Raw genomic sequence first — 22197 nt, forward strand, 5'->3', positions numbered from 1 at the left:
TGGGCCATGGGGAGGTGCTTGCGGCAGGTCACTTCGGGCACGGGCCTCGGCTACGGCCGGTGGCGGAGCTGCTCAACCGGGACAAAGAGCAAGAGTTTGTCGAGTTTTGCGCCACCGACAGATCGCTCAATTGCACGATCGACACCGATTACCACTATTACCTGATTTGCCAGACCGAGGCGGGATTGACGCGGGCGCGGCCAGAGGATTTCTTCGAGGGCTTCTATGCGGAGAAGGAGACCAACGATTTCTGGGGCGTCGGGCGCTTCGGCGAGGGGGAGGCGGCCCCGGTCAGGGCCGCCAGCGCAGGAAGTTGCCGATCAGGGTCAGGCCGGTCTTCTGGCTTTTCTCCGGGTGGAACTGCATCCCCAGCATGGTGCCCCGGCCGATGATGGCGGTGACCTCGCCGCCGTAGTCCACATGCGCGAGACGCTCGGTCGGATCGGTGACGCAGAAGTGGTAGGAGTGGACGAAATAGGCGTGATCGCCGGTCTTGATCCCCTCGAGCACCGGGTGGGGGTTGTCGATCACCAGATCGTTCCAGCCCATGTGCGGCACCTTGAGCGCGGGGTCTGAGGGGGTGATCTTCACCACCTCGCCGCCGATCCAGTCGAGCCCCCTGGTGTCCTCGTATTCGCGGCCCCAGGTCGCCATCAGCTGCATGCCGACGCAGATGCCCAGGAAGGGGCGGCCGCGATGCTCCACCGCTTCGACCATGGCGTCGAACAGGCCGGATTGGCCGCGCAGGGCAGCGGCGCAGGCGGGAAAGGCGCCGTCGCCGGGCAACACGACGCGATCTGCGCGGGCGACGACATCGGCATCGGCGGTGACCACCACGGTGCCGCCGCCGACCTCATGCGCCATGCGCTGAAAGGCCTTTTCGGCGGAATGGAGGTTGCCGCTTTCGTAGTCGATGATGGCGGTCAGCATGTAAGCCTCCGAATGTCAGCTGCGCATCTTCGGGGTGGGATGCGGCTCTGGGTTAATTCAATCTTCCGGGGCGCTTTGCGTCCCGGATTGCGCCCGGCTCGGTCCCCCAGGGCTGGCGCGATCCTATGGTGTGCCTATTACCAAACCCGGGCAATAGTGGCGCTCACAGTGCCCCTTTGGTCGAGGGGATCGCATCGGCCTTGCGCGGGTCGGTCTCGACCGCCATCCGCAGCGCGCGGGCGACGGCCTTGAAGGCGGCTTCGGCGATATGGTGGCTGTTGAAACCATGGAGCTGATCGACGTGCAGGGTGATGCCGCCATGGGTGCTGAGCGCCTGGAAGAATTCGCGCACCAGTTCGGTGTCGAAGGTGCCGATCTTGGGCGTCGGCAGGGTGACGTTCCAGACCAGATAGGGCCGGCCCGAGAGATCGAGCGCCGCGCGCACCTGAGTATCGTCCATCGGCAGATGGCATTCGCCATAGCGCCGGATGCCCTTCTTGTCGCCAAGCGCCTGCGCCAGCGCCTGACCCAGCGCGATGCCCACATCCTCGACCGTGTGGTGATCGTCGATGTGATAATCGCCCTTGGCGCGCACCGTCATGTCGATCAGCGAATGGCGCGACAACTGGTCCAGCATGTGGTCGAAGAAGCCCACGCCGGTCTGGTTGTCATAGCTGCCGCTTCCATCGAGGTTGATCTCGACGGTGATGTCGGTCTCTGCCGTCTTGCGGGCGATCCGGGCCTGTCGCATGGGAGTAATCCTTTGATAGCGCGCCCCTTATAGGCGGATGGGCGCTCAAGGCCAAGATGGCGTGGCGCGGTGATTGCACTTTCGCCCGGCGCGCGTGGGCGGCATGATGCGGCGATGAAATATGTGATCGACATCGACGAACTGCTGGCCGACGGGGTGATCGCCGCCGATCAGGGCCGGGAGATCGCGCGCCGGGCGCGCGAGGGGATGATCGCCTCGGCGATCAATTTCCTTCTGTTCTGCGGCATTCTCGCGGTGATCGCGGGGATGGCCGCCTATGTCTCTGACGCGGGCCAGCTTTCGGTGCTGGGCGGCGGTGTGACGGTGGTGGCGGGCCTGGCTCTGTTCTGGGGGCGGGAGAATACCCGGCTTCTGGCAAATGCCACGGCGGTGATCGGGGCGGTGATGCTGGTGGGGGGCGGTGCGGTCTGGCTGGTGGGCGACAACGGTGGTGAGCTGCGCGCGGCGGTCGCCGGGGGGGCGGTGGCGCTGGCGGGCTATGCGCTCTGGCGCTGGGGGGCCACGCGGCTGCGGCTGCTGGCGGGATGGCTCTGTGTCCTCGGGCTGGTGGTGCATCTGGGCGGGCTCTTGCTGGCATCGGACAGCGGGGTGCCGCAATGGCTGCTTTATCACTATGCCGGGGGGATGCTGATCCTTTGCGGCGTGGCGCTGGATATCCGGGTGGTGAGCGCGCTGGCCATTCTGCCACTTGGGGCTGCCCTGTCGGCCCGCAGCTTTGCCGAAAGCAGCGCCGGGGCTATGGCGATCCATGAAAGCGCGTTGACCATCGTGCAGATGGCGAGCCTGGTCGGGCTTTGCCTGTGGGCGATGCGCCATTGCGGTGGTCGGGTAGGGCGACACGCCGGGGGGCTGGGCAGCCTCGCCTTCGTCTGGATGAATGTCGCCTTCTGGGTCGGCTCGGTCTGGGGCGATGTGGTGGGGGCGACGCTCTGGGGGCCGCAATGGCCGGATTTCGCGGCGCAATCCTACTCTCTCGCGCCGGATAGCCCGCGGCAGAGCTTTCGCGATGCCCAGGCGGTTTTCGAGGCGGGGGCCTTGCACCTTTCCGCCGGGCTGTTCGCGGCTGTCTGGGCGCTGGTCCTGAGCGCTGCCGGGCTCTGGTCTGCAATGGGCGCCCGGCGGATGGTGTTCAACACCGTCCTGACCTTCGCGACATTGCATTTATACAGCCAGTATTTTATGCGGATTGATACTACGCCGGGGACTGTTGTCATCGCCGGGCTGATCGCCATCGCGATCGCCTATGTTGCCTGGCAGCTGAACGGCAGGCTGGCGGCGCGGCAAAGGCGGGCGGGAGAGATGGGCGGCCAGGGGATTGAACCCCGGCGCGGGCCGTGATTGTCTGAGCCGCGAATAAGTTCGAGGCCCGTCATGTCCACCTGCGTCTTCATCCAGCTACGCTGCAAACCCGGAACCACCTATCGGGTGGCCGAAAAGATCGCGCTGCGCGAGATTCACTCCGAGCTCTATTCGACCAGCGGCGAATACGATCTGCTGATGAAGGTCTATATCCCCGAGAGCGAGGATGTCGGCAAATACATCAACGATCATCTTCTGGATATCGAGGGAATCGAACGGTCGATGACCACGATGACCTATAAGGTCTTCTGACCGCCGGGGGATTTTCCGACGGTCAGCGATTGCCATCTGTCGCGGAAGGGGGCTGTCTGCCCCCTCTTGCCCCTGTGGGGCAATTCACCCCCGAGGATATTTTCCGCCAGAAAAAGCCCATCTCAAGTCCTGAAAAGACGGAAGAGAGCCGGGGCCGGTGCGGGGCAGGCTCAGTCCGCCTTCGACTTTATCAGCCGGTCGGCCTTTTTGCGCACCAGCACGGCGCGCAGGTCGTGCATCGCCAGAAGCAGCGTTTCGGTCACCGCATCGAGCTGCTCCGGCGTGGCGCGGGACTGGGCCCATTGGGCTGTCAGATTCAGATGATCCACCGTGCGCAGGATATCGTCGATCTCGCGCTGGGCGAGAAGATTGGCGCGCTCGTCCATCCAGGTGTGGATGTGATCGAGATCCCGTTCGGAGAGGGTGCGGTCGCCATTGGGGCGAATTTCGCCATTGCGCAGATTGAGCGTGGCGATCTGATCCATTTCGATCCGCCGGTCGCGGGTGGCGGTGTCGACCCGGAAGACGAGGGCGCCGTTTTCACGGGTGCGGAAATAATACTCAGGCAGATCGCCGGTCATGTCGCGCAGTCCTTTCTGGCAGTCCTTTCTGGCAGGCCTTTCGGGCGGGGGCCTTCAGAGGAGGGCGGAGGGCGGCGGTGGGCCGCCCTCCGGGGGTCTAGCTCAGCTCAGGCTGGCGCAGAAATCGGCGATGCGGGCGCAGGCCTCTTTCAGATTGTCATCCGAGGTTGCGTAGCTGATGCGGAAGTTCGGGCTGAGCCCGAAGGCGGCACCGAACACCACCGCGACGCCCTTTTCTTCCAGCAGCGCCTTTGAGAAGGCTTCGTCATTCTCGATCTTGATGCCGGAGGGGGTGGTCTTGCCGATCAGCCCGGAGATCGAGGGGTAGACGTAGAAAGCGCCTTCGGGCGTCGGGCAGGTGATGCCCTCGATCGCGTTCATTGCGGTGACGACCAGATCGCGGCGGCGTTTGAAGATGGCGTTATTGGGCGCCAGGAACTCCTGGGTGCCGTTCAGCGCCTCGATCGCCGCCCATTGGCTGATGGTGCAGGGGTTCGAGGTCGATTGCGACTGGATCTTGCGCATGGCCGCGATCAGATGCTCCGGGCCACCGGCATAGCCGATCCGCCAGCCGGTCATCGCATAGGCCTTGGAGACACCGTTGCAGGTGAGCGTGCGGTCGTAGAGCGCCGGTTCGATCTGCGCCGGAGAGACGAATTCGAAATCGTCGTAGACCAGATGTTCATACATATCGTCCGACATGATCCAGACATGCGGATGCTTCAACAGCACATCGGTCAGCGCCTTCAGCTCGTCCTTGCTGTAGGCGGCGCCGGTCGGGTTCGAGGGCGAGTTGAAGATGAACCATTTGGTTTTCGGCGTGATCGCCGCCTCGAGCTGATCGGGGGTCAGCTTGAAGGCGTTTTCCAGCGTGGTCTCGATCGCGACGGGGGTGCCGCCGGCCAAGAGCACCATGTCGGGGTAGCTGACCCAATAGGGGGCGGGGATCAACACTTCGTCGCCGGGGTTCAGCGTGGCCATCAGCGCATTATAGAGGATTTGCTTGCCGCCGGTGCCGACGCTGATTTGCTTGGGGGTGTAGCTCAGGCCGTTCTCGCGTTCGAATTTGGCGCAGATCGCCTGTTTCAGCTCAATGGCTCCGTCGGGTGCGGTGTATTTCGTCTTGCCGGCCTGAATGGCGGCAATGGCAGCGGCCTTGATGTTGTCGGGCGTATCGAAATCCGGTTCACCCGCGCCCAGGCCGATCACATCGCGACCGGCGGCCTTGAGCTCTGCCGCGAGGGTAGTGACCGCAACGGTGGGCGACGGTTTGACACGGGAGAGGGTCGTGGACAGGAAACTCATGAGAGGGCCTCGGTTTGTATGTTTCGCGTGTCTGTCATAGGGTGAGGCAGGAAGGCGATCAACCCGCGCCGCTCTGATCCGGGTGGCAAGCGGGGTTGCACTGAGGGTCGGGCGCACTGGCGCCGGGGCGGGTAGTGGGCCGGGTCTGGTAGAGGGCCAGGCAACCGACGGAACCGGAATGCGATCAGAGGGAGATGCAGATGAGCGATGTGGAGAACGACTGGTTCGGGCCGGAGGCGGCCACATTCGGTGACCGGGTGGCGGGCGCGCGCGAGGCGGCCGGGATGACCCAGGCGCAGCTTGCCCGGCGGCTGGGGGTCAAGCGCAGTACGGTGTGCGCCTGGGAAGAGGATGTATCCGAACCGCGTGCCAACAAGCTGTCGATGATGGCCGGGCTTCTGAATGTGTCGATCATGTGGTTGCTGACCGGCGAAGGCGATGGCATGACGGCGCCGGCGGATGAATTGGCCGAGGATGGCCAGGAACTGAAGCCCTTGGTGGCTGAAATGCGCGCGTTGCAAAGCGATATGCGCGTCATGGCCGAACGGGCGGGGCGGCTGGAGAAACGGCTGCGCGCCCTGATGGAACGGGAACAGGCATGAGCGAAACACGGGAAATCCGCATCAAGCGGCTGAAGATGCGGTCGATGCGGCGCGGCATCAAGGAAATGGATCTGATTCTTCAGGCCTTCGCCGCGCGCCGGCTGGAGGCGATGACGCCGGGGGAGCTGGATCTCTATGAGGCGCTGCTGGATGAGAATGACCAGGATCTCTACCAATGGGTTACCGGTCAGGCCCTTCCGCCGGCGGCGCTGGCCGGGTTGATCCAGGAAATTTCCCTGACTTTCCAACCCTGACGGCGGTTTTCGGCGGGGGACTTTCATGGTGTGATGAGATTTAACCGAATTTTCGGGATTTCACCTCACCCTCGTCTTCAAGCAGTTAGATGTGGAGAGACGGATGAGTATGGAGATGAAGGTGAGCCTTGCCTCGCGCAAGGGCTTCATGACGGGGTATCTGGAATCGCTGGCGCTGGTCGAGCGGCTGCACAGGCTGCTGCTGGATGTCATCAAGGATGAATTCGAACGGGTCGGGGTCCTTGAGATCAACGCCGTTCAGGGCCTGTTGCTGTTCAATATCGGCGACAACGAGGTGACCGCGGGCGAATTGAAAAGCCGCGGCTACTATCAGGGCAGCAACGTCAGCTATAACCTGAAGAAACTGGTCGACATGGGCTATATGCACCATCAGCGCTGCGAGGTCGACCGCAGGTCGGTGCGGGTGCGACTGACCCAGGAAGGGCGCGAGATTCGCGATGTGGTGGCACAGCTCTTTACGCGTCACGCCGAGGGGCTGGAGCAGAAAGGCGTGATCACCGCCGCGGGGATCGAGGATATTACCGGCGCGCTGAAGCGGATGGAGCGCTATTGGTCGGATCAGATCCGCTATATCTACTGATGGGCGGATGAGGGGCGGAACCGACGCGGCGGCCGGGTCCCGCAGTGTCGGTTGATCAGCTTGGGTGTTGCCGCTGCTCAGGCGCGCTCAGCAGGCCGACGGCGCGCGGGCGCAATTCGCGCAAAAGCTTGCGACGCATGGCGCGTTCGTAATCGGCAAAACCCCGGGCGACTTCGAGGAAGGCGCCGGGGCCACGGATCACCCTGTCGCGATAGAAATTTTCCACGTCGGCCTGATCCGGGCCGTCGAGCGGCGCGACGACCAGGCCATTGACCACGATTTCGTCGAAGGGAAAGGCGGCATAGGCCTCTTCCGGACCGAACCCCTCATTGTTGATGCCATCGCCGGCCAAGTCCAGGGTGCGAAACAGGCAGTCGGGGCCGCGGGCCAGAAGCCCGGCGCCATATCCCAGGGCATAGCCCATTGCGGTGGGGAATTCGGTTTCGCTGCGTTGCGATCCGCGGATCGTCTCGGCCAGATCGAGCAAGTCGCCGCGGGTGGCGATCAGCCGCCAGTCGGACAGCAGGGTGTGCTTGTCGCGACCGCTCCACTCATAGGCTGCGATGGCGACCGGAAGCGAAGAGGCGAAAATCGCCGCCTCCACGTCCGGGGACAAAAGGGCATTGGCCAGGCCCTGACGTTGCAGCGAATCCTCGCGGTTGTCTACCGAGCTTGAGACATCCATGGCCAGAACCAGCGCCTGCCGGCAATCGGCGGCGTTCGTGCTGCCGGCGCCCAGGGTCAGGACGCCGGCGAAAACAAGGGCGCTCAGCTTACCAATGGCCGGTGTTCTCCATGCTGGACCAGGGTTCGGCAGGCTCCAGCGCACCGCCATTCTGCAGCAGCTCGATCGAGATGTTATCGGGTGAACGGACAAAGGCCATATGGCCATCGCGCGGCGGCCGGTTGATGGTGATGCCGGCGTCCATCAGGGTCTGGCAGGTGGCATAGATATCATCGACGCCATAGGCGAGGTGACCGAAGTGCCGGCTGTCGCTCGGCAGCCCCTCGTCGCCGTCCCAGTTGTAGGTCAGTTCGATCGGGCATTCCTCCTGTCCCGGAGGTGCCATGAAGATCAGCGAGAACCGCCCGCTTTCGCTGTCGACCTGACGGAGCTTCTTCAGCCCCAGCAATTCATAGAAGGCCATGGATTTTTCCAGATCCTTCACGCGCACCATCGTGTGCAGGTATTTCAGCGCCATCGGGCTGCTCCGTTCTTGATTGAGTGGTTGACCTCGGTGCAGCTTAACGTCTTGCGCTCCGGTGTCGAGCGCGGGAGGTCAGAAGGCGGATTGAATACCGAAGTTGATGCCCAGACGATCGGCATCGTAAAGCGCGATGTTGCTATAGGTGCGCGAGGCACTGATCTGCATGGTCGGGTTGAAGCCGTAATAATCGACCTTGCGGAAGATCATGGTGAAATCTGCCTGCACCCGATCGTCGTTGTGCCCGTCCCGGCTGTGTGGCGAGACGTCGTAAGAGCGGTTGCGCGCCCAGAGACCGAACTGCACCGTCGCCCCCATCACCGGCCTGGCCAGGGTGAGCTGGGCCCGGAGGCCGATTTCGTCGAATTCGTCCGGCGCGTAGGAGGAAGATGCCCGGGCCAGCGTCGCGTTGGTCCAGAGCGTCGCGCCGCTCAGCACCCGCGTGGTATAGGACAGGTCGGCCCTGAGGATATCGCTGTCGCTGGTGGTGACGCCGTCCTGATGTTCGCCCGCAATCCTGAGACCGACCTTGTCGCCCGAGGCGAGGCGATAGCTCTGCCCGCCGCCGATCCGGTAAAGCCGCAGATATTCTTCTCCGCCGTACCAGACCTGTCCCAGGTCGGTGAACAGCCGGTACTCTCCGCGATCGTCCCAGTTCAGGCCGCGATAGCTGTAGCCCAGCGAATAGCTGGCATAATCGAAATCGCTGCCGGTGGCATCCGGGGCGATCGCCTTGGCCTTGCTCGACAGGGTATAATGGCGGACATCGGCGGAAAAGACGATGTCATGCGCCCGGGTCTCGGTTTCGGCAAAGCGGTATCGGGTATTGAGCCCCAGCGCATATTCCATCCCCGACAGCGCCCGCGAGGTGCCCTTGAGCGCGAATTCGACCGGAATGTCGTCGATGGAAAAGTATCGTGCCGACGATCCGTTGTTGATGTTCGAATCCGGTGTCACCGAAAATGACAATTGCGCCGCCCAGGGATTGCGCAGCCGGACATAGCGGAAATCCTGCACCGCCTTGCGGCTGAGCGCCTCGTTCGGGGCGTGTTGGACGGCGCGGCGCAGCCACCATTGCGCCTGGGTACGCTGGCCATTCGATGATAGCGCCTGCGCCATGACCACGGAACTGGCGTATTTCGATCCGTCGTCCTCGGACAATCGCCAGGCCTGCCGGGCCGATTGCTTGGCCTGATCATATTGCCCCAGGTCACGCGCGGCACGGGCGTGGATCAACAGCGCGGCCCGGTCCTGCGGGTCGCGGTGGATCAGCGCATCGGAGAACTGCAGCGCCTTGGCGCTTTCACCGGCACGCAGGGCCATCCAGGCGGCTGCGCGCATCTGATCAGGGGTTAGTTCGATGTCCTCTGCCTGTGCCATCGTCACGGGCAGCCCCAGCCCCATCACCAGGGCCAGCGCTCGGGGCAGGGGGCCGGGACGCAGTCGGATGCGGGGGCGCCGGCGGATCATCGGGCGCCTCAGTCGCGGTAGACGACGAAGCCGCTGGTGTCGCGCACCGTCTCTGCCGCCGGGTCGACGGAGGTCTCCAGCACCACCACGCCGACCACCTGATTGGCCTTGTCGCCAGAGACGATGGCGTAATACTTGCCCTGTTCGAAGGTCTGCAACATGTTTTCGATCAGGCTTCTGGGAAATGGGCGAAAAGTCAATCTTGAACAGGCGAAGGGGTAGGGAAGTCTGGTGAGGATGGCGGAAATGCCATACCCGATCTAGCGGTTTTACCGGCGCCGTCAGCCAAGATATAGTGGCCCCCGACTCATATTGTGAAAGGACCCCGCCATGCCGCTGTCGCCCGAGCATCAGGCTGAGATCGACGAATTGCGCGCCCGGCCGCAGTCTACCCTGCGCAGCACCGCAGCGGGGATGGAGGGCCATCTCTATACCGCCTATCCGGTGCTTGACCACGGCTTCGTGCGGGTCATCGACTATATGGGCGATGACGCGGCGATCTGCCAGGCGGCCCGCGTCTCCTATGGTCGCGGCACCAAGTCGGTATCGAATGACGAAGGGCTGATCCGCTATCTGATGAGGCACTGGCATTCGACCCCCTTCGAGATGTGCGAGATCAAGCTGCACGTCAAGCTACCGGTCTTCGTGGCGCGCCAGTGGATCCGCCATCGCACCGCCAATGTGAACGAATATTCGGCGCGCTATTCGATCCTGGACCGCGAATTCTATATTCCCGCGCCGGAACATGTGGCGGCGCAATCGACGGTGAACAACCAGGGCCGCGGCGAGCTGCTGGAAGGGGGCGAGGCCGCCCGTGTCCTCGAAATCCTGAAGGCCGACAGCGCGCGCGCCTATGACAATTACGAGGCGATGATTTCCCAAGACGGCCAGCAGGGACTGGCGCGCGAACTCGCCCGGATGAACCTGCCTGCCAATATCTATACCCAATGGTATTGGAAAGTCGATCTGCACAACCTGTTCCATTTCCTGCGCCTGCGCGCCGACGCTCACGCCCAATACGAAATCCGCGTCTATGCCGAGGAGATCTGCAAGCTGGTCGCCGATTGGGTGCCGTTTGCCTACAAGGCCTTCGAGGATTACCGCATGGGTGGCGCGACGCTCTCCGCCACAGCCCTTGATTGCATTCGCCGGATGGTGAAGGGTGAAGAGGTGACGCAGGAAACCTCGGGCATGTCCAAAGGGGAATGGCGGGAGTTCATGCAAGTGGTGGGGTGATTTTCCCCACATGGGGGAGAAATGTCATCACTTGAGAATGTACTTCAGACTCTAGCGGTCAGACTTCAAAATCATTCGGAAACAATAGCGACAGAGGAGGCTGCAAAAACCTCTGTCGTGCTCCCGTTTCTGCAAGCGCTGGGATATGATGTGTTTAATCCCAGCGAGGTCGTGCCAGAGTTCACAGCAGATACCGTTGGCAAGAAGGGGGAAAAGGTTGATTACGCCGTCAAGCTGGATGGTGAAATCAAGGTGTTGATCGAATGCAAGGGGCTGAACACTGCGCTCGACCGAAAACACCTCTCACAGCTATATAGATACTTCAGTGTCACCAAGGCGAAGTTTGCCATTTTGACAAATGGTCGGGTGTACGAATTTTATTCGGATCTAGAGGAGCCGAATAAACTGGACGTGAAGCCCTTTTTTTCCTTTGACTTGATGGATCAGCGCGCAAGTTCGCTGGCAGAGTTGAAGAAATTTCAAAAGTCAGCTTTCGACGAAAGCAAGATTTTGGCGACGGCGGAACGCCTGAAATACACTTCTGCGATCAAGACATTCCTGTCGCAGCAAATGGAGCAACCCGGGGAGGCCTTGGTCAAACTTGTGGCTTCAGAGGTCTATGACGGACGGGTTACATCGCACGTGCGGGAAATGGTTCAGGAGGGAATTCAGGTCGCATTCAGGGATGTGATCAGGGATGCAGTGCAGGCACGCCTTTCGTCGGCTCTGGAGCGAGATGCCGAGCACGAAACGGTCGAGGAGGCACCATCAGTCGAGGAGGCGATCGAGACAACGCGGGATGAGATTGAGGGGATGTTGACGATCCGCGCTATCGTTCGGGATGTGATTGACGCACATCGCATAGATTTGCGGGATGCCAAATCCTATTGTGCTGTCCTTGTCGATGACAACAACCGTAAGCCTCTGGCCCGGCTTCATTTTAATCGTAAGCAGTGGTATCTGGGGCTATTCGATCAAGATCATGAGGAGCGGGTCGCTATTGCTGATCTGAACGACATGTTCCGATATGCGGGCCGCCTTCGAGTGACCGCAGAAAAGTACAAAGATAGCTGAGAAAGCACGCCGCAGGCGCACCCACCCTCCAGGTCGGGCCTTTGGGCTTGAATACCGGGGCATGCCCTGAACAGGTCAAGCCGGACATAGGGTGCCAAGCGGGGACAGAGACAACCACTGCCGGCCCTGCGACTGCGACCCCTCGCGCTGTGTGCGGTCGATGGTGTCTGACAGGCGCGGCTGAGATCGTCAGGCAGGCTGCACCCATGGCTGGCTTGCGTGACGGGCAGGTCGTCGAGCCGTGGGGGGCTTCGGCCGGGCAGGCTGGTCAGTCCGGCAGTTTGGTCGGGCCGATGGTCAGCGCGCGACCGTTGCGAACGGCCCAATGCAGCCGTTGTTCCAGCGTGGCGCGGTGGTGATCATTGTCGTGGTCCATGATCTCCTCACCTTCCTGCACGCCCGTGGCAAGGTTGATCGTGCGGACGAATATCCTGGTCTCTCTATGGTCGCGAGTCATTCTGACGCCTTTTAGCGGGGATCAGAACCCCGCTTCCCTGTAGATTTTGCGCATCGCCTCTGTCCGGACGATGTCCTGTTTGTCGCGGTCGTGATCCGCATGCAGTGTTTTCGTGACCTGTCTGTTGTAGCTGTGGTTTGTGATTATGGTCACCACGCCTCTCAACTGATAGGCGATCTCCCGCTATTCAAGGGGAATTTGGGCGCGATGCCGCAAAAACGGCCTGTCGGGCAGGGCGTGCACAGGCGCGGTCGCAGGCTGCCGTGAGCCTGTGCGCATTGCGTCAATTTTCAGCATATTCGCCAGCAGAACGGGCCGCGACCCTTCGCTTGTCCGGGGTATGGCCGGGGTGTGTCGGGGCCAGGTGGCGCGTGGGCACCCCGGGGAACCGGCGGGCCGGTCGTGCGGGCGCTTACCGGTTCAACGCCTCTCGCAACGAGGTCGGGGGCTGTGACACGTTCCGCAGGTCCAGGGAGGCCACCAGATCCAGCAGGTGGCTTTTCATCAGCTGTTCGGCCAGGGCGCCGTTACGGCTGGCGAAGGCATCGAGCAAGGCGTGATGCGCCTGGGTTTCACACAGTGCAGCGCGCCGGCGCCAGTAGAGCGCGATGATCAGGGACGATCGGGAAATCAGTTCCGAAATGAAGGCTTCCACCGTCGTCTGATCGGCGATGCGGGCGATCTCGACATGGAACTGGCCGGAGAGAAACAGTGCTCGGCCATATTCTCCGGCATCCAGTGCAGCATGTTCGTCCCGGATGTTCGCGCGCAGCAGGTCGAGCTCTTCGTCGGTCATCCGCTCGGCGGCAGAACGCGCGGTGCGCGGTTCCAGCAGGGAGCGGGCCTCGAAGACCTCGCGCGCCTCGCGGACCGAAGGCTGGGCGACAAAGGCGCCCCGGTTGCGCTTCAGCTCGACGAGGTGGCGATGCGACAGCGCCAGCAGGGCGGCGCGAACGATGGTCCGGCTGATCCCATATGCCTCTGCCAAGTCGTCTTCGCCCAACTTGGTCCCAGGCGGCAGACGGTGCTCGTGAACAGCGCGTTCGAGATCCGCGGCAACGGTCTCGCTGGTCCAGAGCTTGGGGTCGGTCATAGTCATCCTTGGAGGCACCGGCTTGGCAATCTTCTTCCCCCGTTTTCGCGATTCGGGAGGGAATGGACAAGAGCGACACTGCATTCGGATTTGTTGCAGATATTGTATACAATTCTGTTCCGTTTTTTGTGCGCAATAATGTCGACTTTGCACATTTTTCGTTCAAATCGCGTTTCGGGAGAGACTGCGCACAGAAAAGCCTGCCGTTCGGTGCCTTCCTGCATCCAGTCTGTCGATGAACAGCGGAACGAGGGGCCGATGCGCACAGGATATGATCTGGAACTGGTTCACCTGACCAAGCGGTATGGCGACACCGTTGCCGTGCGCGACCTGAACCATGTGTTCTCACCGGGCAGCTATGTCTGTTTTCTGGGGCCTTCGGGGTGCGGGAAATCCTCGACCCTGCGGATGATCGCCGGACATGAGGACGTGAGCGAGGGCTCTATCCTGCTGGACGGGCAGGATGTATCGCGATTGGCGCCGGCACAGCGTGGCACTGCGATGATGTTCCAGAACTATGCTTTGTTCCCGCATCTCTCGGTGCGTGACAACGTCGCTTTCTCGCTGCGGATGAAGGGCGTCGACAAGAGCACGCGGCACGGCAAGGCCAATGAGCTTCTCGAGCTGGTGGATATGACCCATCTGGCGGACCGGCTGCCAGCGCAGCTTTCAGGCGGTCAGCAACAGCGTGTGGCCCTGGCCCGGGCCTTGGTGACCGAACCCAAGGTTCTGCTGCTGGATGAGCCGCTGTCGGCGCTCGATCCCTTCCTGCGGATCCGCATGCGGTCGGAGTTGAAGAAGCTTCAGCGCGAATTGGGCATCACCTTCATTCACGTCACCCATGGCCAGGACGAGGCGCTGGCGCTGGCCGACGAGATCGTGGTGATGAACAACGCGGTGATCGAACAGGCCGGCCCCGCGCGCGAGGTCTGGGCGCGCCCCAAGACTGAATTCGTAGCGCGCTTTATCGGTGGGCATAACGTCATCGCGCTGGCGGATGGCAAGGCGACGGTGCGGGCCGATGCCATCCGGATCGCGGGCGAGGGGCTGCCGGCTACGGTTGTCGCGGTCGAATATCAGGGCGCCGCAGTTGCCGTCACCACCAGGACGGAGGCAGGGGACGAGGTGCTGGCCCTGCTGCCCGAGGAACAATTCTTCGCAGCGCCGATGACCCCAGGCGAGGCCGTTCGGCTGAGCTGGGACGAGAGCGGGCTCCATCGTCTCCGCTCCTGAACAGACAAGACGTAACGCCAAGATGCGAAAACCACGGTCAGATGACTGAACAGAGAGGTACAAGACATGGCTAAACCCAAGGTTGGATATTCCCGACGTTCGCTGCTCAGGGCCGGGGGGGCAGCCGTTGCCGCCGCTGCCTTTCCGGCGCCGATGCTCTGGGCGCAGGAGACCAAGGACATCACCCTGCGCCAGTTCGGCACTGGCGTTTCGAACTTGAACGACGTGGCCAAGAAGGTGAAGGAAGACCTCGGCTTCAAACTTGAGATGACGGCGCTCGATTCGGACAGCGTGACCCAGCGCGCCGCGACCCAGCCCGATAGTTTCGATATCGCCGATATCGAATATTGGATCTGCAAGAAGGTCTGGCCCACCGGCAACCTGCAGGCGATGGATACCTCGAAGATTGCCAACTACGACAAGATCGTCGGCATCTTCAAATCCGGCAAGCTGACCCCGGACAGCGAGATCGCGCAGGGTACCGCGCCCAGCACGGTCGGCTTTGTCGACGGTCCGGACGGCAGGACCTTCGCCAAGGAAGAAACCGGCTGGATGACGCTGATCCCGACGATCTACAACGCCGATACGCTGGGTATCCGTCCCGATCTGATTGGCCGTCCGATCGAATCCTGGACCGAACTGCTGAACCCCGAGTTCAAGGGCAAGGCCTCGATCCTTGATATCTCTTCGATCGGGATCATGGACATGGCCATGGTCTGCGAGGCGATGGGGGAAATCAAATACGGTGACAAGGGCAACATGACGCGGGAAGAGATCGACAAGACCATGGCGATCTTCACCGAGGCCAAGAAGAACGGCCAGTTCCGCGCCTTCTGGAAGACCTTCGATGAAAGCGTCAACCTGATGGCCTCCGGCGAGGTGGTGATCCAGTCGATGTGGTCGCCGGCGATCACCGCAGTGAAATCGCGCGGTATTCCCTGCGTGTATCAGCCGTTGAAGGAAGGCTATCGGTCGTGGGGGGGTGGCATCGGCCTGTCGAAATCGCTGACCGGCATGGAGCTGGATGCGGCCTATGATTACATCAACTGGTATCTGTCCGGCTGGGTCGGCGGATATCTGATGCGCCAGGGCTATTACTCGGCGGTTCCGGAAACTTCGAAAGAGTTCATGTCGGAAAACGAGTGGGGCTATTGGTTCGAGGGCAAGCCCGCCACCGGCGTGATCACCAGCCCGACCGGCGACAAGCTGGCCGATGCCGGCGATGTGCGCGACGGCGGATCCTTCTACGAACGCATGGGCCATGTGGCCTGTTGGAATTCGGTCATGGACGAGAACCAGTACATGGTACGCAAGTGGAACGAGTTTATCGCGTCTTGACCATTGGTGCCGCCGGCTGACGGCGGCACCCGGTCGGGGGGCGCAGGCCCCCCGATCATCAAAGATCATTTCTGGCGACTGAGGAAGCGGGCCGGTTCTGAGCGGTCCTGACGGGGGTAACGGCATGCGGCTGACCAATCGGCAAGTAATCGGATGGCTGGAGGCGGCGCCGCTGACGCTGGTCTTGCTGGCCTTTCTGATCGCGCCAATCGTGATGATCGTGATCGTCAGCTTCTGGGGGGCGACCGAATTCTCGATCTATCCGGCGTTCCAGCTCGACAATTACGAATTCCTGTTTTCGTCCCCGGTGACCTACAAGGTCTTCGGCGCGACACTGAAATACGCGTTCATCACCTGGGCGTTGACGCTGGCGATCGGGTTTACCGTGGCCTATTTCATGGCCTTTCACGTGCGCAGCCAGACGGTGCAGATCGCCTTGTTCCTGGTCTGCACCATCCCGTTCTGGACCTCGAACATCATCCGGATGATTTCCTGGATCCCCTTCCTGGGGCGCAATGGCATCGCCAACCAGACGTTGATTTCCTGGGGGGTGATCGACCAGCCGCTGGAGTGGCTTCTGTATTCCGATTTCTCGGTGATCCTGGCCTTCGTCCACCTTTATACGCTGTTCATGGTGGTGCCGATCTTCAACACCATGATGCGGATCGACAAATCACTTCTGGAGGCTGCGCGGGACAATGGTGCCAGCGGTTTGCAGACCCTGCTGCATGTGATCCTGCCACTGACCAAGCCCGGGATCATGATCGGCACCATCTTCGTGGTGACGCTGGTGATGGGGGATTTCATCACCGTGCGCTTCATGTCCGGCTCGCAACGCGCCAACGTCGGGCGGCTGATCTCGAACGACATCGGCCTGCTGCAATACCCTTCGGCCGCGGCGACCGCCGTGGTGCTCCTGTGCACCGTCTTGATCGTGATCGCGATCCTGCTGCGCTTCGTCAACATCCGCAAGGAGCTGTGATCCATGGAAAAACGTTCGCGTGGATTCTACGTTCTGGCCGCCTTCTTCGGTCTCTTCGTGTTGTTTCTCTACGGGCCGATCCTGACCATCGGCATTCTCAGCTTCCAGGGGCCGCAGGGCGGGCTGACCTTCCCGATGAACGGGGTTTCGACCTATTGGTTCCGCGACCTGTTCCAGGAGCAGGCGGTGGGCGATATCTGGGGCGCCTTCCGCCGCAGCACCATGCTCGGCCTCATGGTGATGATCACCACCGTGGTGGTCTCGGTGATGGCCGGGCTCGCCTTCCGCAAGCGGTTCGCCGGATCGGGGGTGCTGTTCTATGCCGCCATCACCTCGCTGGTGATCCCGTCGATCCTGATCTCGCTGGGGGTCGGGCTGATCTTCAACCAGCTCGGGCTCAAGATCCATTGGGCGACCTCTGGTTTCGGCGCGCAACTGACCTGGACGCTACCCTTCGGCCTTCTGATCATGTTCGCCGTCTTCAACCGCTTCGACAAAAGCTATGAGGAAGCCGCGCGCGATCAGGGGGCGACGGCCTGGCAGACCCTGCGCCATGTGGTGCTGCCGATCATTGCGCCCTCGCTGATCGGGGTCGGGCTGTTCGGTTTCACGCTCAGCTATGATGAATTCGCCCGGACCCTGCTGACATCGGGCAGCTATAACACCCTGCCGCTGGAGATATTCGGCATGACCACCAATGTCACCACCCCGGTGATCTATGCGCTCGGCACTCTGACGACCGCGTTTTCCTTTGCCATCATCGCGGCCTTTCTGCTGGGGGCCTGGATCATGGGAAAACGCCGCGCGCGGCTCGGATCGGATGCGGGCAAGGGCCTATGAAGATCGCCTATATCAACCCGAACTCGACCGAGGCGATGACCGCCCATATCGTCGCCGCCGCCCAGAAGGCGCTGCCCGAAGCGGAGATCTTCGGCCTGACCAACGTCGGCGGTCCGCCCGCGATCGAGGGGCCCGAGGATGGCGATGCCGCGGTGCCCGGGGTTTTGGCCCTGTTGCCGGTGGCCAGGGCCCAAGGGGCGGCGGCCATCGTCATCGCCTGTTTCGACGATACCGGTCTGGCCGAGGCGCAGCAGCAGGCCGGCTGCCCGGTGCTGGGGATCGGGCAGGCCTCCTATCTGATGGCGCGGTTGCTCGGGCTCAGGTTCTCGGTGGTCACCTCTCTGCCGGTCTCGATCCCGGTGATCGAAGGCAACATCGAACGGCAGGGCTTTGCCGGGCTGCGCGCCTCGGTCCGGGCCAGCGGCCTGTCTGTCCTGACCATTGACGAGGCCGCGCCGGAGACCATCGACCGGATCGCGGCCGAGATCGAGGCGGCGCGGTGTGAAGACGGCGCCAGTTGCGCGGTGCTCGGCTGTGCCGGGATGGCACCGCTCAGAGAGACGCTGTCGGCCCGCACCGGGTTGATGGTGATCGACGGCGTCGCGGCTTCGGCGCAATTGGCCCGCGCGGCGGCAAGCTGTCTGCCCCTGATGTCGCCATAGGGCGGCCCCCCCGGGGAAGAGGGGCGCATGGCAATGATCGCCGCGTCACGCATGCCGGAGGTCGTGGTCAGAGCAGGAAGGCGCTGTCCTGCAACTCGGATGCCCCTTCCGGTCTGATCTGGAAATCCGCCGTCCCGTCACCATCCACATCGCCGGCGATGAAGGCGTTTCCCTTCCGGGACCAGGCGCGCGATCCTTCTACGGTGCCGGGCAAGTTCGGCCAGGGCGATCAGATCGAAGGCCTGATCGCCGCAGAGGCCGGTGTTGGCGTCAATTTCCCCAAGGTCGCACAGCTCACCCTCGGCACCGCCGAAATCGGTGATCTTGTTGCCCTGCTCCTATTGTCAGCCGATCACATCGTCCCAGGCGTGGACGGGAATCTTCTGGCTGCCGAGCCCGTCGATGCCGAACGTCACTACATCGCCGGGTTTCAGGAATACCGGCGGGGTCTGGCCCAGGCCGACTCCGGCGGGGGTGCCGGTGGCGATCAGGTCACCGGGCTCGAGCGCGTAGAATTGTGAGACATAGCTGACGATCTCGGCAACGCCGTGAACGAGATTTCGGGTGTTGCCGTCCTGATAACGCCGGCCATTGACCTCGAGCCAGATGGAAAGTGCGCCGGGATCGGGGATCTCGTCCGGGGTGACAAGCCAGGGGCCCACCGGGGCAAATCCCGGAAAGCTTTTCCCCTTGGTCCACTGGCCGCCCCGATCCATCTGATAGGACCGTTCGCTTACATCGTTGAGCAGGCAATAGCCGGCGATGTGATCCGGCGCGGTCTCTGGCGCGATGTAAAGACCGCCATGGCCGATGACGATGCCAAGCTCGACCTCCCAGTCGGTCTTGCCGGCGTCGCGGGGCAGGCGAAGCGGATCGTTGGGGCCGGTGGGGTGGCAGCCCTTCAGGAAGATCGTCGGTTCCTCGGGCACCGGCAGGCCGACTTCGGCGGCGTGATCGGTGTAGTTGAGACCGATGCAGATGATCCTGCCCCGGGGGGCGATCGGGGACCCGATCCGCACGGTGTTTTCGATCATCGGCAGGGTCGCGGGATCGAGCGCAGCGAGCCGGGCAAGCTGATCGCCCGAAAGTGTCTGGCCGTCGATGTCGGCGATATGGTCCGACAGATCGCGCAGGTGCCCCTGTGCATCGACGATCGCGGGGCGTTCCCGGCCGATCTCTCCAACACGTGCAAGCTTCATCTGGATATGTCCTTTCCGGCCTGGGGCCGCTCCGGAGTGGCTGTTCTGATCGTGGTGGCAGAGGCCGGAGCCTCTGTCGTCCCGATGGAAAACTTGCAGGAAACCGGAGGGCCTGTCCATGGGCTGGGGCGCCGTTGCGCTCAGAGGGCGGCTGCGATGATGCGCTGGCGCCGGCTCAGCCAGACCAGCCCGAGACCGGCAGCCGCCAGCAGCCCACCGGTCACCGGCACGGCCGCGTAGCCCAGCCCGAGGCTGACCACCGCGGCCCCGGCGGCGGCCCCGATGGCATTGCCCAGGTTGAACGCGCCTATATTGATCGAAGAGGCCAGCCCGGGGGCTTCTGCTGCCGCTTGCATCACCCGGAGCTGCACCGGCGGCACGATGGCGAAGGCGGCAGCGCCCCAGATCAGCAAGGTGATCGCGGTCCCGCTTTGGCTGCCGATCACCAGCGGTACGGCCAGCATGATCGCCGCCAGCGCGGCGAGAAAGATCGCCGTCGCCCCGTCCAGCGACCAGTCGGCCACGCGCCCGCCCAGCCAGTTGCCCAGGCTGAAGCCGAGACCGATCAGAACCAGTGCCAGCGTCACGAAGCTGCCGGACGCGCCGGTCAGCGTCTCGAGGATCGGCGTCACATATGTATAGAGCGAGAACATGGCGCTGGCCCCCAGAACCGTGGTCAGCAGCGCGATCAGCACCTGCGGCCGCGCCAGCACCTTCAGTTCTCGGCGCACCTCGGGGCGCTGGCCGGGCTGGCCCTTGGGCAGCGCCAGCGCCAATGCGGTGATGGCGATCAACCCCAGAACGGCGGTGCCGGCAAAGGAGACACGCCAACCGACCTGCTGGCCGATCCAGGTGGCCAAGGGCACGCCGCCGATATTAGCGATGGTCAACCCCATGAACATGGTGGCGACTGCGCTGGCCTGCCTGTCGGGGCGTACCACGCTGGCGGCCACCACCGAGCCGAGCCCGAAGAAGGCGCCGTGATTCAGGCTGGTGACCAGTCGTGCCAGCAAAAGGCTCCAGTAATCCGGCGACAGCGCCGACAGGATGTTACCGAGGGTGAAAAGCCCCATCAGCGCCATCAGGGCCCCGCGCTTGCCGAACCGGCTGAACAGCAGGGTCATGACCGGGGCGCCGATCATGACGCCAATGGCATAGGCGCTGACCAGAAGGCCCGCCGTGGGGATCGTGACATCGACGCCTTCGGCAATCACCGGCAGCAGCCCCATGGGCGAGAATTCCGTCACGCCGATGCCGAAAGCGCCGGTCGCCAGCGCCAGAAGCGGCCAGTTGGGGCCGCCTGCTTCTTGAGGGTGAGTCATTGCGTGTCCTTGAATGTGGCCCTGGGGACCGATCCGGCTGAGCCGATACGGGGCGGACGGGGCATGGTCTTTCACTGATGTGGTCCGCGAGATACGACCACCGCGGCCTCGTGATAACCGATAGGGTTGGCACATCACTTGTGACGCTATTTCACAGATCGGCGAAGTTGCACGGGGCAGGGGCGTGGGAGGGCCCGGCTTGCGCGGGTCTGCGTCGCGGTCACCCGGCTTGGCCGAAACCGTCATTTGAGAGGCGAACGCAGGTTTCGCACTGCCTCATCATGGCCGTCCGGTCTGTGACAGGAGCGTCGGGTCGCTCAGGACGCGTTCCTCGACGAAGCTGGTGAAGGCCGCGACTTTTGCCGGCAGGGCCTCATAGGGGGGGATAATAGGCGGTCAGCCAGATTCCGGGGGCTTGCCAGTCCGGCAGCAGTGCCACCAGCGCCCCCGATTTCACATGATCCGATACCATGAAAGCCGGCATCAGGGTCAGCCGGGTTTGTTGCACATATCGGAGAGAGGGATTCAGTTCGGGAATCCGTAGGGTTAGGTCAGTCGCATGCCGAAGCCTGACACCTCCCGCTATCGCACGACGAACTGGTCCAGCTACAACGCCTCGCTCAAGCGACGCGGCTCCCTGTCGATCTGGTTCGATCCAGAGATGGAGTGGTACGCGGTCAGGACCGGCAGGCGCGGCCATCCCGAGACCTTCTCCGACAGCGCCATTCAGATATGAGGAGGGTCAGAAAACAGTCCGGTGGACTGTTTCCCCGACGATTGGCCTGACGCTGAAGGTCCTCTTCGGCCTACCGCTCCGCCAAACCGTCGGTCTAGTCGCGAGCCTATTCGAGATGGCCGGTCTCGACTGGTCGGTGCCGGACTATTCGGCCCTGTGCCGCGGTCAGGCGCGGATCGCGGTTCAGATCCCTTATCGATGCTCCGGCCATCCCCTGAACCTGCTGATCGACAGCACCGGCATCCGTTTCCGCGGTGATGGCGAATAGCTGGCCCGCAAGCACGATGCGACGCGCAGGCGGGAGTGGCGCAAGGTTCACCTGGCGATGGACACCACGACAGGTGATATCCGTGCTGTCGAGTTTACCTCCAGCCGACAAGGCGACAGCCCGATCCTGCCGGAGTTGCTGTCGCAGATCCCGGCCACAGAGGATATCGAGACGGTCACTGCGGACGGAGCCTACGTACGCGCCGCTGCCATGCTGCGATCCTTGAGCGCGACGTGGAGCCGATCATCCCGATCCGACGGAACGGCCGCGGGTGGAAACCCGATTGCCCCGCCGCGATCTCGCGCAATGAGAGCCTGCGAGCGACCCGATGTCTGGGCCGGGCTCTCTGGAAGAAATGGACAGGCTATCATGCCCGAAGCCGCGTCGAGGCGCAGATGAACCGCCTCAAGCTCTTCGGCGAACGGA

24 protein-coding genes and 1 pseudogene are annotated in these 22197 nt (G+C 62.8%); 13 read left to right on the top strand and 12 right to left on the bottom strand.

The features are described from left to right. Positions 1-291: 291 nt before the first annotated feature. Together hisH and hisB are read right to left on the bottom strand one after the other, a co-directional pair. Positions 292-930, bottom strand: coding sequence for an imidazole glycerol phosphate synthase subunit HisH (hisH, locus tag G455_RS0116560; RefSeq protein ID WP_028094714.1), 639 nt, complete (start codon positions 928-930; stop codon positions 292-294). 163 nt (positions 931-1093) lie between these two features. Further along, positions 1094-1681 carry an imidazoleglycerol-phosphate dehydratase HisB gene (gene hisB, locus G455_RS0116565; RefSeq protein ID WP_028094715.1) on the bottom strand — a complete coding sequence of 196 codons (588 nt, stop codon included), beginning with the start codon at positions 1679-1681 and terminating at the stop codon, positions 1094-1096. Between the two features lie 114 nt (positions 1682-1795). Here hisB and G455_RS0116570 point away from each other — a divergent pair, with 114 nt between their 5' ends. Together G455_RS0116570 and G455_RS0116575 are read left to right on the top strand one after the other, a co-directional pair. After that, positions 1796-3040, top strand: a complete 1245-nt coding sequence (locus tag G455_RS0116570) for a hypothetical protein (RefSeq protein ID WP_028094716.1) — start codon at positions 1796-1798, stop codon at positions 3038-3040. 33 nt (positions 3041-3073) lie between these two features. Next, positions 3074-3313 carry an Lrp/AsnC family transcriptional regulator gene (locus tag G455_RS0116575; protein ID WP_028094717.1) on the top strand — a complete coding sequence of 80 codons (240 nt, stop codon included), beginning with the start codon at positions 3074-3076 and terminating at the stop codon, positions 3311-3313. 170 nt (positions 3314-3483) lie between these two features. Here the strand turns inward: G455_RS0116575 and G455_RS0116580 are convergent, their stop codons facing one another. Both G455_RS0116580 and G455_RS0116585 read right to left on the bottom strand, forming a co-directional pair. Beyond that, complete coding sequence (locus G455_RS0116580; RefSeq protein WP_028094718.1) at positions 3484-3894, bottom strand: hypothetical protein; 411 nt, start codon at positions 3892-3894, stop codon at positions 3484-3486. Positions 3895-3996: 102 nt separating this feature from the next. Then, positions 3997-5199 carry a pyridoxal phosphate-dependent aminotransferase gene (locus G455_RS0116585; protein WP_028094719.1) on the bottom strand — a complete coding sequence of 401 codons (1203 nt, stop codon included), beginning with the start codon at positions 5197-5199 and terminating at the stop codon, positions 3997-3999. A gap of 200 nt (positions 5200-5399) precedes the next feature. On the opposite strand from G455_RS0116585, the gene G455_RS0116590 reads away from it, so the two are divergent. The 3 genes from G455_RS0116590 (at position 5400) to G455_RS0116600 (ending at position 6656) form a co-directional block, all read left to right on the top strand. Next, the gene (locus G455_RS0116590) at positions 5400-5801 is read left to right on the top strand and encodes a helix-turn-helix domain-containing protein (protein ID WP_028094720.1); all 402 of its coding nucleotides are present in this window, start codon (positions 5400-5402) and stop codon (positions 5799-5801) included. Continuing rightward, positions 5798-6055, top strand: coding sequence for an FAD assembly factor SdhE (locus tag G455_RS0116595; protein WP_028094721.1), 258 nt, complete (start codon positions 5798-5800; stop codon positions 6053-6055). Before G455_RS0116590 ends, G455_RS0116595 begins: the two co-directional genes overlap by 4 nt. Positions 6056-6158: 103 nt before the next feature. After that, positions 6159-6656 carry a MarR family winged helix-turn-helix transcriptional regulator gene (locus tag G455_RS0116600; protein ID WP_154664411.1) on the top strand — a complete coding sequence of 166 codons (498 nt, stop codon included), beginning with the start codon at positions 6159-6161 and terminating at the stop codon, positions 6654-6656. Between the two features lie 55 nt (positions 6657-6711). Here G455_RS0116600 and G455_RS0116605 read toward each other — a convergent pair whose 3' ends face one another. The 4 genes from G455_RS0116605 to G455_RS26635 all read right to left on the bottom strand — a co-directional run bounded on the left by G455_RS0116605 (position 6712) and on the right by G455_RS26635 (position 9492). Further along, the gene (locus G455_RS0116605; protein ID WP_084437110.1) at positions 6712-7491 is read right to left on the bottom strand and encodes a DUF1194 domain-containing protein; all 780 of its coding nucleotides are present in this window, start codon (positions 7489-7491) and stop codon (positions 6712-6714) included. After that, entirely contained in the window at positions 7430-7858 is a 429-nt protein-coding gene (locus G455_RS0116610) for a VOC family protein (RefSeq protein ID WP_028094724.1), read from the bottom strand. Before G455_RS0116610 ends, G455_RS0116605 begins: the two co-directional genes overlap by 62 nt. 78 nt (positions 7859-7936) lie before the next feature. Then, positions 7937-9331 carry a surface lipoprotein assembly modifier gene (locus G455_RS0116615; protein ID WP_028094725.1) on the bottom strand — a complete coding sequence of 465 codons (1395 nt, stop codon included), beginning with the start codon at positions 9329-9331 and terminating at the stop codon, positions 7937-7939. Between the two features lie 8 nt (positions 9332-9339). Continuing rightward, positions 9340-9492 (bottom strand): hypothetical protein, encoded by a 153-nt coding sequence (locus G455_RS26635; protein WP_161629405.1) that lies wholly within the window; start codon positions 9490-9492, stop codon positions 9340-9342. A gap of 169 nt (positions 9493-9661) precedes the next feature. Here G455_RS26635 and thyX point away from each other — a divergent pair, with 169 nt between their 5' ends. Then, positions 9662-10567, top strand: coding sequence for an FAD-dependent thymidylate synthase (thyX, locus tag G455_RS0116625; protein WP_028094726.1), 906 nt, complete (start codon positions 9662-9664; stop codon positions 10565-10567). A gap of 21 nt (positions 10568-10588) precedes the next feature. Continuing rightward, positions 10589-11641 (top strand): type I restriction endonuclease, encoded by a 1053-nt coding sequence (locus G455_RS0116630; protein ID WP_028094727.1) that lies wholly within the window; start codon positions 10589-10591, stop codon positions 11639-11641. Positions 11642-11909: 268 nt separating this feature from the next. On the opposite strand, the gene G455_RS0116635 is transcribed toward G455_RS0116630, so the two are convergent. Both G455_RS0116635 and G455_RS0116645 read right to left on the bottom strand, forming a co-directional pair. Further along, a complete protein-coding gene (locus G455_RS0116635) occupies positions 11910-12098 on the bottom strand; it encodes a hypothetical protein (RefSeq protein WP_028094728.1) in 189 nt (62 codons plus the stop codon). A gap of 412 nt (positions 12099-12510) precedes the next feature. After that, the gene (locus G455_RS0116645) at positions 12511-13197 is read right to left on the bottom strand and encodes a GntR family transcriptional regulator (RefSeq protein WP_028094729.1); all 687 of its coding nucleotides are present in this window, start codon (positions 13195-13197) and stop codon (positions 12511-12513) included. 252 nt (positions 13198-13449) lie between these two features. Here G455_RS0116645 and G455_RS0116650 point away from each other — a divergent pair, with 252 nt between their 5' ends. The 5 genes from G455_RS0116650 (at position 13450) to G455_RS0116670 (ending at position 18246) form a co-directional block, all read left to right on the top strand. After that, positions 13450-14424: an ABC transporter ATP-binding protein gene (locus tag G455_RS0116650; RefSeq protein ID WP_028094730.1), complete on the top strand. Its 975-nt coding sequence runs from the start codon at positions 13450-13452 to the stop codon at positions 14422-14424. Positions 14425-14490: 66 nt separating this feature from the next. After that, the gene (locus G455_RS0116655; RefSeq protein WP_028094731.1) at positions 14491-15762 is read left to right on the top strand and encodes an ABC transporter substrate-binding protein; all 1272 of its coding nucleotides are present in this window, start codon (positions 14491-14493) and stop codon (positions 15760-15762) included. Between the two features lie 124 nt (positions 15763-15886). Continuing rightward, on the top strand, positions 15887-16744 hold the full coding sequence (locus G455_RS0116660; RefSeq protein WP_028094732.1) for an ABC transporter permease: 858 nt from the start codon (positions 15887-15889) through the stop codon (positions 16742-16744). A 3-nt stretch (positions 16745-16747) separates the two neighbouring features. Next, on the top strand, positions 16748-17584 hold the full coding sequence (locus tag G455_RS0116665) for an ABC transporter permease (RefSeq protein ID WP_028094733.1): 837 nt from the start codon (positions 16748-16750) through the stop codon (positions 17582-17584). Further along, entirely contained in the window at positions 17581-18246 is a 666-nt protein-coding gene (locus G455_RS0116670; protein ID WP_028094734.1) for an aspartate/glutamate racemase family protein, read from the top strand. The genes G455_RS0116665 and G455_RS0116670 overlap by 4 nt, the downstream gene beginning before the upstream one ends. A gap of 344 nt (positions 18247-18590) precedes the next feature. Here the strand turns inward: G455_RS0116670 and G455_RS0116675 are convergent, their stop codons facing one another. Next, the gene (locus G455_RS0116675) at positions 18591-19445 is read right to left on the bottom strand and encodes a fumarylacetoacetate hydrolase family protein (protein WP_028094735.1); all 855 of its coding nucleotides are present in this window, start codon (positions 19443-19445) and stop codon (positions 18591-18593) included. 140 nt (positions 19446-19585) lie between these two features. Next, positions 19586-20767 (bottom strand): MFS transporter, encoded by a 1182-nt coding sequence (locus G455_RS0116680; RefSeq protein ID WP_028094736.1) that lies wholly within the window; start codon positions 20765-20767, stop codon positions 19586-19588. A gap of 559 nt (positions 20768-21326) precedes the next feature. On the opposite strand from G455_RS0116680, the pseudogene G455_RS26100 reads away from it, so the two are divergent. Then, positions 21327-22197: pseudogene (locus G455_RS26100) on the top strand (IS5 family transposase); the annotation flags it as partial.

The organism is Pseudodonghicola xiamenensis DSM 18339, assembly GCF_000429365.1.
Taxonomy (GTDB): domain Bacteria; phylum Pseudomonadota; class Alphaproteobacteria; order Rhodobacterales; family Rhodobacteraceae; genus Pseudodonghicola; species Pseudodonghicola xiamenensis.